Genomic DNA, 12,157 nt, shown 5'->3' on the forward strand with positions numbered 1-12,157 from the left:
CCCTACTTGAAGAGGGCGTTGACCTGGTTGTTGGCTTCCGTGAGGGAGCTGGCCGGCTTCTTGCCGGCGAGGACGGCGTCCATGGCCGGCTTCATGATGCCGTCCACCTTGGCTGCCTTGTCCGCGATCGGGAAGAGGAACGTGGTGCCGTCCTTGATGTGGGTGGTGAAGGCGGAAACGTCGGTGCCCTTGGCGGCGAAGGCCTTGGCGGCGATCTCGGAGGAGCTGGTGATGGCCGGGAAGACCACGGCCTTACCGGCGACGACGTCCTGGCAGGCGGTGGAGCCGAGGTATTCGACCCACTTCACCGCGCCGGCCGGGTTCTTGGTGCCGGCCCAGACGGAGTCGGCCAGGCCGTTGAACATGCTGGCGCGCTTGCCTTCGGGCCCCTTGGGGGTGGGTGCGAATGCGGTTTCCACGCCCTTGTAGCTCTGGTACTGGCCGATCAGCCAGTCGCCGGTGGTGTTGATCGCGGCCTTGCCGGCGCCGAAGTTGTCCGCGAGGCTGGCGCCGACGGTGGTTTCCAGCTTGGGCATGTAGCCCTTCTCGATCAGGCCGGCCCACCAGGCGATGGTCTCCTGGAAGCGGGGGTCGTCGTAGTTGAACTCGGTGCCCCACGGGTTCTTGTCGGTGTGGGTCCAGCCGGTGGTCGCGGTCAGGAAGCTCCACTCGGTCTGGCCCTGGCCGGAGCCGCCGCCGGCGAGGCCGAGGCCGTAGACCGCGACGTTGTTCTTGTCGAAGCCGGCCTCGTCGCCGCGCACGCCGTTCTTGTCCACGGTCAGGTGCGCGATCGCCTTCTCGTAGCTGCCGCCGTCCTGCGGGTTCCAGTCCAGGTTGGCCATCTGCTCGGCGCTGAGGCCGGCGGTGTCGGCCATGGCCTTGTTGTAGAACAGGCCTACGGTGTCCCAGTCCTTGGGCAGGCCGTAGCGTTTGCCGTCCTGGCCGACCCACAGCTCGGGCAGGCCCTTGGTGTAGTTCTCCAGCTTGATGCCGTCCTTCGCGACGGCGTCGTCCAGGGAGAGCAGCTGCTTCTTCGCGGCGTACTCGGGGTACTTGGAGAGGTGGTTCGTGAAGACGTCCGGGGCCGTGCCGGCGACGAAGCCGTTGGTGAGGGTGGTCCAGTAGTCGTCCCAGCCGCGCTGGGTGATCTTGACCGTGATGTCCGGGTTGGCCTTGGTGAAATCGTCCGCGCACTGCTGGTAGGCGGGGAGCTGGTTGGCGTCCCAGAGCCAGTAGTTGATTTCACCCTTGGCCTCGGCCGAGGGTGCGGAACCGCCGCAGGCGGACAGGGAGAGGGCGATGGCTGCGGCGGCAGCGACGGCGCCGAGGGTCTTCTTCATGGTGAACCTTTCAGGGATGTGCACAGTGGTGGGGAGGTGCGTGGGGCAGGGGGTTTTGTGGGTTCGGGGGTGCGGGGGTTACTTGATGCCGGAGAAGCCGATGGAGTTGACCACCCGCTTGCCGAAGGCGATGAAGAGCAGGAGCACCGGCAGCGCGGCGATCAGCGTCGCGGCCATCAGGCCGGACCAGTCGGGGGCGCCCTGCGGGGACTGGGATTTGAAGACGCCCAGGCCCACGGTGAGGACGCGGACGCTTTCGTTCTGGCCCACCAGCAGCGGCCAGAAGTATTCGTTCCACTGGCCGATGAAGGTCAGCAGGGCCAGGGTCGCCAGCGGGGCGGCGGCGTTGGGCAACACGATCTGGAAGAAGATCCGGACGTGCTTGGCGCCGTCGAGCATGGCCGCTTCCTCCACCTCGCGGGACATGGAGAGGAAGAACTGGCGCAGGAAGAAGATGGCGAAGGGGGTCATGAACAGGAACGGCAGGGCCAGGCCGGCGAAGGTGTTGAGCAGGCCGAGGTTCTTGATCATGAGGAAGTTGGGCAGTGCGGTGAAGATCGGCGGGACCATCATGGTGGCGAGGAACAGTCCGAAGACCACGTTGCGGCCGGGCCAGCGGAGCCGGGAGAAGGCGTAGGCGGCCATCGCGCTGAAGAACACCTGCCCGGCGGTGGTGACGGTGGCGAAGATGACGGAGTTCCGCAGGTACAGCCAGAAGTTGATGGCGGCGCCGGAGCCGCCTTCGGCGATGGCCTCCTCCGCGGTCTGCAGGCCGAGGACCCGCTTGAAGGCGCCAAGGCTGAAGTCCGCCGGCAGCAGGTTGCTGGCGTTGGAGGCGAGCGATGCATTGCTGGAAAGCGCGGTGCGGAGCATCCAGAGGAACGGTGCCACCGTCACGACGACGGCGACGGCGACGAGGGTCCAGGCGGCGGCACGGCGCCAGTTGAAGGGCTTCTTGCCGGCGGGCCGGAGGCCGGGCTTGCTGGAGGGCGTCTTGCGGGAGAGTGCTGAGGTTGTCATGGCGTGGTTTCCTTAGTCCAGATCCGATTCGTTGCCCTTGAGGAACTTCATCTGGATGAAGGCCACGAGGGCGAGAATGACGAAGAGAATGACGGACAGGGCCGAGGCGTAGCCGAAATCGGATTCACCGAAGGCCTTCTGGTAGATGTACATCTGGATGACGCGGGAGGCGTTGATGGGGCCGCCGCCGGTGGTGACGGCCACGGTGTCGAAGACCTGGAAGGACCCGATCACGGTAACCACCAGGACCAGCACCAGCACGGGGCGCAGGAGCGGCATGGTGATGCTCCAGAAGGTCCGGGTGGGCGAGGCGCCGTCCAGGGAGGCGACCTCATAGACGTGGTTGGGGATGGACTGCAGCCCGGCGAAGATCAGCAGCGCGGTGTAGCCCATGTGCCGCCAGACGTTGACGCCGGCGATGGTGGGGATGGCCCACTGCTCGCTGCCGAAGAAGGCGATGCGGGGCAGGCCGAACCAGTTGATGATCTCGTTGACGATGCCGATCTGGTAGTCCAGCATCCAGAACCACAGCAGCGCGACGATCACGTTGGCGACCAGGAACGGCAGCAGCAGGGCGCCGCGGATGAGCGTGGATTTCGCCACCCGGTGCATCAGGAGCGCCAGTCCGAGGGCGATGACGGTCTGGAATCCGATGTTCAGGCCGACGTACTGGAGCGTGACGGCCATGGCGTTCCAGAACAGCTCGTCGGCGAAGATCGCGGTGTAGTTCTTCGTGCCGATCCAGGTGGGATCCCCCAGGACGCTGTACTCGGTGAAGCTGAGGTAGACGCCGCGGATCGTGGGGACCAGGTAGAAGGCAACGAAGCCGATCATGGCCGGGAGGATGAACAGCAGCGCGATCCGCAGGTCGCCGAGGCGGCGGCCCCGGCCGGGCCGGGAAGCCTTGCCGCGGTGCGAGGGCTTGGATCCGCCAGCCACGGGATCCGGAAGTTTGGTGATGGTAGTCATCGTTGACTCTTCCTGGTGGTGTGATGTGGGTAACAACTGGAATTGAATCTACACGAGTAGATTTGAGCTGGCAAGCAATATTTACCGTAAATGTTTGGTTTTTCTTGTACCCGCCGGTAACCGTTGACTCGAGTAGATTGGCGTGCGACACTGTCGGAAACGTGCATATCGAGAGGTTCCCCTTGAGCGATCGGCCCTGTGACTAGCATGGAAGCCATGACGACACCGGTAGTGCCCAACCACCGCAGCCCGGTGACCCGCAAGGACGTGGCACGCTATGCCGGCGTCAGCACCGCCGTCGTGAGCTATGTGGTGAACGGCGGACCGAAAAAGGTGGCGCCGGGCACCGAGGCGAAGGTGCAGGATGCCATCCGGATCCTCGGCTACCGGCCCAATGCGGCCGCGCGGGCGCTGAAACTGGGCTCCAGCGAGACCATCGGCCTGGTCATCCCGGACAACACCAACCCGTTCTTCTCGCTGCTGGCCCACGCCGTGGAGGACGCCGCCGCCGAGCTAGGCTACGCGCTGCTGCTGACTAACTCCGACGGCAACCTGACGAAGGAGCGCCGCAACATCCGCAACCTCGCCTCGCGCCAGGTCGACGGTGTGGTGCTCGCCAGCGTGCTCTTCGAACCGGACCTCGAGGCTCTCGAATCGGCCGACATCCCCGCGGTGCTCCTGAACCACGGCCGCCAGGCGCCCGGCTTCAACAGCGTGGGCGTCGATCTCGCCGCCGGCGCCCGGATGGCCGTGGAGCACCTGATCGGGCACGGGCACTCGAACATCGCCCTCGCCATGGGCACCAATACCGCAGGAGACTACGACCTCCGCGAGGAGGGCTGGCTGCAGGCGCTGGCCGCGGCCGGGCTGCCGGAAGGCCCCATCGTCCGCGGTCCGTTCAGCCGGGAGGGCGGCTACGCCGTCGGCCGCAGGCTGCTCGCCGCGGCGAACCGGCCCACCGCCGTCTTCGCCAGCTCCGACATGCAGGCAATCGGCATCCTGCGCGCCATCCACGAAGCCGGGCTCACGGTGCCCGGCGATATCGCCCTGACCTCCTTCGACGGCTCGGCCGAGGCCGAATACAGCTGGCCCGCCCTCACCACCGTGGAACAGCCGGTCCGGGTGATGGCGGAAGCGGCCGTCGAGGCCCTGGTGGGCGCCAGCCGGGGCCAGCCGTCCGGGCACCGCACGTTCCCGACCAAGCTGCGGATCAGGCAGTCCTGCGGCTGCGCCGCGACGGCCTAGCCCCCATCGACTGCTCCGCAACCGCCGTTTTGAGGGGTCAAAAGGGCGGTTGCGGAGCAATGGACGTCATGAGGAGCAATGGACGTCAGGAGAGGCGCTCGGCGCCGGCGGCCGGGGTGACGGTGAAGATGTCCGGTGCCGTGAACCCGGCCTCCGCGAAGGCGCGGACGACGGCGTCGCGCACCCGTTGCTCGTCCCGCACCGGGGTCAGGGCGATGGCCGAGCCGCCGAAGCCGCCGCCGGTCATCCGGGCGCCGATGGCGCCGTGGCCGCGGGCGGTGTCCACGGCCAGGTCCAGCTCGGGGCAGGAAATCTCAAAGTCGTCGCGCATGGAGGCGTGGCTGGCATCGAGCAGGGGCCCGATGCGGGCCGGGCCGTGGGACCGGAGCGTGTCCACCGCCTGCAGCACCCGGTCGTTTTCGGTGATGACATGCCGGACCCGCCGGAAGGTCACCGGGTCGAGCCGCCCGCCGGCCGCCTCGAGGTCCGCGACGGCGACATCCCGCAGCGCCGCGACGCCGAGGACCCCGGCGCCGAGCTCGCAGGATGCGCGGCGGGAGGCATAGCCGCCGTCGGCGTGGGAGTGCGAGACCTTGGTGTCGATGACCAGCAGCACGAGTCCGGCCTCCCGCGCCTGGAACGGCACTAGCTGCGCGGACTGGTCCCGGCAGTCGAGGAAGACGGCGTGCCCGCCGGCCCCGCGCAGCGAGGCCGACTGGTCCATGATGCCGGTCGGTGCGCCGACGAAGGCGTTTTCCGCGTGCTGGGTGAGCGTGACCATCTCCTCGGCGGTCAGTCCGGCGCCGGTGAGCTCGTTGAGGGCTGTCACGACGGCGCATTCGATGGCGTGCGAGGAGGACAGCCCCGCGCCGAGCGGGACGTCGGAGTCGAGGAGGAGATCGAAGCCGGGGACCTTGATGCCGCGCTGCTGCAGCGCCCAGACCACACCCAGCGGGTATTTGGCCCAGCCGGTGACGGCGCCGGGGACCAGCGCGCCGGTGTCGGCCGCCACGATGCCCTCGCCGCCGGCGGTGGAGAGCAGCCGGATGGTGGAGTCCCCGCGGGGCCGGACCGCCGTCGTCGCCCGCTTGTCGATGGCGAAGGGCAGGACGAAGCCCTCGTTGTAGTCGGTGTGCTCGCCGATCAGGTTCACCCGGCCGGGGGCGGCCCAGACGCCGGCCGGGGCCGCGCCGAACGTGGCCTCGAAGCGGCTGGCCAGGTCCACCAGGCCGCCGGCCCCGGCGTCGGTGCGGGTGCCGGGGTTCATGCGGGGGCGCCTTCCGGAGTCAGGGCGGCGCGGGTGCCGGCGCCGGCCGGTGCACTGGCGCGGTCGTTGGCGCCTGCACCGGCCACTTCGCGCAGCCGGGCGGCGACGGATTCGGGGGTGGTGTCGTTGATGAACGCGCCCATGGCCGCCTCGGAGCCGGCCAGGTATTTGAGCTTGTCCGCGGCGCGGCGGGGTGAGGTCAGCTGCAGGTGCAGGTGGCCAGCCCGGCGCAGGGCCGGCTCCAGCGGTGCCTGGTGCCAGGCCGCGATGTAGGGGGTCGGCGTCGGGTACAGGGCGTCGAAGCGCTTCAGCAGTTCCGGGTAGAGCTGCGCCAGTTCGTCGCGCTCGGCCCCGTCCAGGGCGGCGAGGTCCGGGACCTGGCGGTGCGGGACGAGGTGGACTTCCAGCGGCCAGCGGGACGCGAAGGGGACGTAGGCGCTGAAGTGTTCGCCCTCGAGCACCATGCGGCTGCCGTCGCCGCGCTCGGCCCGGAGCAGGGAGGACGTCAGGCTCGCCGTGCCGTCCGAGGTCTCGAAATAGTCGCCGGCCGCGGCGGCCAGGACCGCGGCGCGGGGCGTGACGTACGGGTAGGCGTAGATCTGGCCGTGCGGGTGGTGCAGGGTGACGCCGATGTCCGCGCCCCGGTTTTCGAACGGGAAGACCTGCTGGATGCCGGGCAGCGCGCTGAGCGCCTCCGTGCGGTGGGCCCAGGCGTCGATCACCGTGCGGGTGCGGCGCCAGCCCAGTTCGGCGAAGGATCCGGTGTGCTGCGGGGTGAAGGCGACCACCTCGCAGCGGCCGACGGCGGGCGCGGTGGTTCCCCAGGCCGGCGCCGCGGGGACCGCGTGCGTGTCCGGGCCGAGGGAAGGGAAGCGGTTCTCGAAGACGGCGACGTCGTAGTCCGGCGCCGGGATCTCGGTCTCGTTGGCCGGCGTCGTCGGGCAGATCGGGCACTGGTCCGCCGGCGGCAGATGGGTCCGGGACTGCCGGTGCGCCGCGACAGCCACCCATTCGCGGCTGAGCGCATCGAAGCGCAGCTGGCCCGGTTCCGGGCGGGCGGGCAGCTCGCGGTGGTCCACGAGGGATGCGGCGGGCCGCTCGGCGGAGCCGGCGTCGTCAAAGTAGAGGATCTCGCGGCCGTCGGCCAGCCGGGTCATCGTGGTTCGCGTCATGCTTACATTTGTACACGACAAAACATTTTCAAACAATAGAGAACAAAATGAAGCAGAAAGTGTGGGCTTTTGGCGTGCGTGGAAGTTAGGATGTGGAGGAGGAAGCCTGCGCAGCCGCCGCCGTCCACTTCCCCGTTTTCCCCTGCCTGGCACACCCCGAAGGATGCAGAATGCTAGCCGCAGCCCGCCACTCCGCCATCATCGCGGAGGTCCAGCGCGAGCGGATTGTCCGCGTCGCGGATCTCGCACAGCTGCTGGGTGTGTCCCTCATGACCGTCCGGCGGGATATCGAGGCGCTGGATGCGGCGGGTGCCGTGGAGAAGATCCACGGCGGCGCCAAGCTGCCCGGCGGCGTGAGCACGCACGAGCCCGGCTTTGAGCTGAAGGTGACCCAGCTGCAGGACGAGAAGATGGCGATCGCCCACGAGGCCGCCGCCCAGGTGCGCGAGGGCATGGCGGTGGGACTCAGCGCGGGCACCACCACCTGGGCGCTGGCGCAGCTGCTGTCCGCCGGGCCCCGGATCACCGTGGTGACCAACTCGGTGCGCGTTGCCGACGTCTTCCACCAGAGCTCGTCCCCGTCCACCGTGATCCTGACCGGCGGCGAGCGCACGCCCTCGGATGCCCTGGTGGGTCCGCTGGCCACCGCTGCCCTGAAACAGCTGCACCTGGACGTCCTGTTCCTGGGCGTCCACGGCGTCGATGCCGACGCGGGGTTCACCACCCCCAACGTGCTGGAGGCCGAGACGGACCGCGCCTTCGTGGCCGCCGCCCGCCGGGTGGTGGTGCTGGCCGACCACACGAAGTGGGGCACCTTTGGCATCAGCACCATCGCCGGCCTGGAGGAGGCGGATGAGCTCATCAGCGACGAGGGCCTGCCCGGCGAGGCCCGGCGGATCCTGGGTGAGCGGGTGGGCCGGCTGCGGCTGGCGGGCGGCGGGGCCCGGGGCGATTCAAAGCAGCCGGGCCGTTAGGACTGAACCGGGCCACCGACTAGGCTGGCAGCATGACGTTGGGGGACGCTATGAACAAACCGCTGCCCGAGGCACCTAAGCCCGATCACCAGGCCGCGAAGCCGCCCTCCGGCGCCGGCCGCACAGCAGCAGCGGTACTGAACCCGCTGGTGCTGCACACCCTGATCGAACACGTGGGGAGTACTGCCGCCGCCAGGTTCGCGCGTGATTTCCTCAACCTGCTCGAGCGCCGCCTCACCCAGGTGGACGCAGCGCTGGCACTGGCAGACCCGGTGTCCGCCCTGGACGCCGTCCTGAACCTCAAGGCAAGCTCGGCCATGCTCGGAGCGGAGCAGGTGACCCTCTATTGCGAAGGTCTTGAAGTGGAACTCCGCGGACACCGGATTCCCCGTGCCGGCGCACTCCCCCGGCTCGCAGCCGATTTCACCTCGGCCCTGGCGGGCGCCGTCGCAGCCGCTTTTCCCGATGACGCCAAGAGCCCGGCGCCTGCCCCCTGAGCCGGACTGAGGCGCCGCCCGCAGCTCTGGCCTCTTGCCTGCGGCAGTGCCAGTATGTTGGGCATCAGGCTCAAGGAAGGAGCCCCGCCTCGCCTCCCGGTTGCCCTATCACTCCTGGTTGCTAAAACCCGCGGATGGGCACCAAAAGTGATAGGGCATCAGGCCCAAGGGAGGCGCCCCGGCTCCGGGCCGAAGGAGGCACTGTCATGACCTACATCAACAACCTCGGCGATGTGGGACCAGGCGACGTCGCCCTGGCCGGCGGCAAGGGGGTCGGACTGGGCGGGCTCATCCAGGCCGGGCTGCCGGTCCCGCCAGGGTTCGTGCTGACCACCGCAGCCTACGCGGACTTTGTGGAAGCCAATCACCTCGGGGCCGGCATCCAGGAGCTGGCCGCGCTGTCACCGGACGCGGCACCGCAGGACTACGAGGAGGCCGCGACGCGGATCCGCGCCCTCTTCGCCGGCGGAACCATGCCGGCCGCCATCGCGGCGGAACTCGGCACCGCCTACGGGCTGCTCGGCCACGGGGATCCAGCCGTGGCGGTCCGCTCCTCCGCCACGGCCGAGGACCTCCCCTCGGCCAGCTTCGCCGGGCAACAGGAAACCTACCTCAACGTCGCCGGGATGGAGGCCCTGGCCGCGGCCGTGACAGAGTGCTGGGCCTCGCTGTGGACGGCGCGTGCCATGGCCTACCGGGCCCGTGAAGGCATCGGGCCCGGCACGGTCCGCCTCGCCGTCGTGGTCCAGCGGATGATCGGGGCCGAGGCGGCCGGGGTGATGTTCACCGCCAACCCGGCCAACGGGCGCCGCGACCAGCTCGTGATCAGTGCCGCGTGGGGCCTGGGCGAGTCCGTGGTCAGCGGAACGGTCAGCACGGATGACGTCGTCGTCGAAGCCGGGACGGGGCGGGTGATCTCCCGCCGGACAGCGGACAAGCAGGTCATGACGGTCTACGCGGAGCACGGCACGCGGGAGGAGCCGGTGCCGGCGGAGCGCCGCCCTCAGCCCGTGTTGGACGACGGTGCGGCCGCGGAGCTGGCCGGCTATGGAACCCGGATCATGGAGCATTTCGGGGTGCCGCAGGACATCGAATGGGCCGGGCCGGCGGGGAGTTCTTCATCCTGCAGTCCCGGCCCATCACCGCCCTGCCGGAACCGGCGGCCGACACCCCGGATACGTGGCCGGTGCCCTACCCGAAGGGGCTCTACTTCCGGGCGAGCATCGTGGAACAGCTGCCCGATCCGCTCTCGCCGCTGTTCGCCGACCTGATCGACGGCTCGGTGTCACGGTCCCTGCGGGCGCTGCTGGCCGGGGCCGTCGGCAAGAACATCCTCGGCGCGGAGGACGTTGGGCTGCCCACGATCAACGGCTACGCCTATTACTACTACCGCACCTCGGCGATGTGGCGGGTGACGGCCAAAACGGTGACCGCGGCACGGGCCCTGATCCGCGGCAAGGCGCACATGGGAGTGGCCGGGTGGCGGGAATTCTCGCATCCCCGCTACGAGCGGGTGATCCAGGACTGGTCGGCGACACCCGTCGGGGAGCTCTCCGGCGAGGAACTGCTGGCGGGTGTGCAGGCGCTGCTGGACGCCGGCGCCGTCTACTACACGGCCGTGCAGTCCATCATTCCGGTCGCCGCCACCAGCGAAATGTCCTTCCGGGCGTATTACGACAAGTTGGTGCGGCGCGACGGGGATCCCCCCGCCCAGACATTCCTGCTCGGCTACGACAGCGAACCCATCCGGGCGGAAAAGTCGCTGTACGACCTGGCAGCCTGGGCCCGGGGCGTGCCGGGACTGGCCACGGCAATCCTTGATGCGCCGACGACGGCACTGGCCGAGGCGCAGCGCACCGGGAACGCGCCCGCCGGCGTCGACCCGGCACTCTGGCAGCAGTGGCATCCCCGCTTCCAGGACCACCTCGGGCGGTTCGGCCATGCGGTCTACAACCTGGACTTCGTCACCCCGGTGCCGGCCGACGATCCCGCGCCGCTGCTGGAAACGGTGAAGTTTTACCTCCGGGGACAGGGCAGCGACCCGCATGAGCGTCAGCGCCTGTCGGCCGCCCGCCGGGAGGATCTGACCAGCCGGGCAGTCGAACGGCTCGGGCCGCGCCGCCGGGCTCTGTTCCTCCGGCTGCTGCGCTGGGCACAAAACGCCAACCCGATCCGCGAGGACGCCCTGGCCGACGTCGGCCTGGCCTGGCCGCTGCTGCGGCGGATGCTGTTCGAGCTCGGCCGGCGGCTGGTCGGCTCCGGTGTCATCGCCGAACCTGCCGACGTGTTCTGGCTGCGCCACCGGGAGCTTCGCAGCGCCGTCGAGTTCGGTCTTGCCGGGCCGGGCGCGGTGGCCATTACCGGAGCAGAGCGGCCCGTCCGCGCCGGGGCCGTCGAGGAGCGCAAGATGCTGTGGCGGGGCCAGGCCCGGGCTGCCGCCCCGCAGCTTCTCCCGGAGAGCCGGTGGATGGAGCGGGCCTTCGGGGCCATGATGCCGGCAGGCCCGCAGGACCAGCCCAGTGACATCATCAAGGGCGCCGGCGCCAGTTCAGGCCGGGTCAGTGCCCCCGCCCGCGTCCTGAGCGGCCCCCAGGATTTCGCCCAGATGGTGCCCGGAGACGTCCTGGTCGCCCGCATCACCACGCCCGCCTGGACCTCGCTGTTCGCGATGGCCTCCGCCGTGGTCACCGACGTCGGCGGCCCGCTGAGCCACAGCTCCATCGTGGCCCGCGAGTACGGGATCCCGGCGGTGCTGGGCACCGGGGTGGCCACCCAGCGGCTCACAAGCGGCCAGCGGATCCGCGTCGACGGCGACGCCGGCACGGTCACGATCGAGCGGGGGCCCGGTCCGGCCGCGGGCGGATCCGTTTAGAATCAGCGCATGGCTCGCGTTTTTATCACCGGTTCGACCGACGGGCTCGGCCTCGCCAACGCCCGGACGCTGCTAGAGGAGGGCCACGAGGTCCTGCTGCACGCCCGCACCAGGGAACGTTCGGCCTCGCTCGCTGAACTCGCCCCGCAGGCGGCCGGCATCGTGATTGGTGACCTCAGCAGCGCCGCCGAAACCCGGGACCTCGCCGGGCAGGTCAACGCGCACGGGCGGATGGACGCCGTCATCCATAACGCCGGCGTCTACCTCTCGCCGGGGCGCGTCGCGACCACGGAGGGGCATTCCCGCACCCTGGCCGTCAATGTTCTCGCCCCGTACATCCTCACCGCACTGATCGAGCGGCCCGGCCGGCTGATCTACCTCAGTAGCGGCATGCACCGCGGCGCCGGCGGCAATCTGGACGACATCGATTGGACCGGACGGCGCTGGAACGCCAGCGCGGCCTACTCCGAGAGCAAGCTCCACGTGACCGCGCTCTCCGCAGCCGTCGCCCGACACTGGCCCGACGTGCTCAGCAACTCCGTTGACCCCGGCTGGGTGCCCACCAGGATGGGCGGCGCCGGCGCCCCTGACGACCTCGACCTGGGCGGGGACACCCAGACCTGGCTCGCCGTCAGCAACGACCCCGCAGCCCTGGTCTCCGGCAAGTACTGGCACCACCGCCGGCCGCAGAAGCCGGCCCCGGCGGTCACCGACACCAGCTTTCAGGACAGGCTCACCGACATCCTCGCCGGGCTCACCGGCGCCACGCTGTTCTGAGGGTGCACGGCCGGGGGCGACCGG

11 protein-coding genes are annotated in these 12,157 nt (G+C 69.7%); 6 read left to right on the top strand and 5 right to left on the bottom strand.

The features are described from left to right. Positions 1 to 2: 2 nt before the first annotated feature. From AC06G6_RS17350 to AC06G6_RS17360, 3 genes are all read right to left on the bottom strand, one after another. A complete protein-coding gene (locus tag AC06G6_RS17350) occupies positions 3 to 1,340 on the bottom strand; it encodes an ABC transporter substrate-binding protein (protein WP_479824139.1) in 1,338 nt (445 codons plus the stop codon). A gap of 78 nt (positions 1,341 to 1,418) precedes the next feature. Then, entirely contained in the window at positions 1,419 to 2,360 is a 942-nt protein-coding gene (locus AC06G6_RS17355) for a carbohydrate ABC transporter permease (protein ID WP_479824141.1), read from the bottom strand. 12 nt (positions 2,361 to 2,372) lie between these two features. Then, on the bottom strand, positions 2,373 to 3,329 hold the full coding sequence (locus tag AC06G6_RS17360; protein WP_479824143.1) for a carbohydrate ABC transporter permease: 957 nt from the start codon (positions 3,327 to 3,329) through the stop codon (positions 2,373 to 2,375). 207 nt (positions 3,330 to 3,536) lie between these two features. Here AC06G6_RS17360 and AC06G6_RS17365 point away from each other — a divergent pair, with 207 nt between their 5' ends. Further along, positions 3,537 to 4,574 (top strand): LacI family DNA-binding transcriptional regulator, encoded by a 1,038-nt coding sequence (locus tag AC06G6_RS17365; protein WP_479828740.1) that lies wholly within the window; start codon positions 3,537 to 3,539, stop codon positions 4,572 to 4,574. An 85-nt stretch (positions 4,575 to 4,659) separates the two neighbouring features. Here the strand turns inward: AC06G6_RS17365 and galK are convergent, their stop codons facing one another. Both galK and galT read right to left on the bottom strand, forming a co-directional pair. After that, entirely contained in the window at positions 4,660 to 5,841 is a 1,182-nt protein-coding gene (gene galK, locus AC06G6_RS17370; protein ID WP_479824145.1) for a galactokinase, read from the bottom strand. Further along, positions 5,838 to 7,013 (bottom strand): galactose-1-phosphate uridylyltransferase, encoded by a 1,176-nt coding sequence (gene galT / locus AC06G6_RS17375; RefSeq protein WP_479824148.1) that lies wholly within the window; start codon positions 7,011 to 7,013, stop codon positions 5,838 to 5,840. Before galT ends, galK begins: the two co-directional genes overlap by 4 nt. Before the next feature lie 170 nt (positions 7,014 to 7,183). On the opposite strand from galT, the gene AC06G6_RS17380 reads away from it, so the two are divergent. The 5 genes from AC06G6_RS17380 to AC06G6_RS17400 all read left to right on the top strand — a co-directional run bounded on the left by AC06G6_RS17380 (position 7,184) and on the right by AC06G6_RS17400 (position 12,133). Beyond that, positions 7,184 to 7,987 (top strand): DeoR/GlpR family DNA-binding transcription regulator, encoded by an 804-nt coding sequence (locus tag AC06G6_RS17380; RefSeq protein WP_479824150.1) that lies wholly within the window; start codon positions 7,184 to 7,186, stop codon positions 7,985 to 7,987. Positions 7,988 to 8,019: 32 nt separating this feature from the next. Further along, entirely contained in the window at positions 8,020 to 8,484 is a 465-nt protein-coding gene (locus AC06G6_RS17385; protein ID WP_479824152.1) for an Hpt domain-containing protein, read from the top strand. 206 nt (positions 8,485 to 8,690) lie between these two features. Further along, positions 8,691 to 9,755: a PEP/pyruvate-binding domain-containing protein gene (locus AC06G6_RS17390; protein WP_479824154.1), complete on the top strand. Its 1,065-nt coding sequence runs from the start codon at positions 8,691 to 8,693 to the stop codon at positions 9,753 to 9,755. Positions 9,756 to 11,152: 1,397 nt separating this feature from the next. Next, positions 11,153 to 11,356 (top strand): PEP-utilizing enzyme, encoded by a 204-nt coding sequence (locus AC06G6_RS17395; protein WP_479828742.1) that lies wholly within the window; start codon positions 11,153 to 11,155, stop codon positions 11,354 to 11,356. A 9-nt stretch (positions 11,357 to 11,365) separates the two neighbouring features. Continuing rightward, complete coding sequence (locus tag AC06G6_RS17400; protein ID WP_479824156.1) at positions 11,366 to 12,133, top strand: SDR family NAD(P)-dependent oxidoreductase; 768 nt, start codon at positions 11,366 to 11,368, stop codon at positions 12,131 to 12,133. Positions 12,134 to 12,157: the final 24 nt, after the last annotated feature.

The sequence above is a fragment of the Arthrobacter sp. CJL-S3 genome (genome assembly GCF_056711635.1).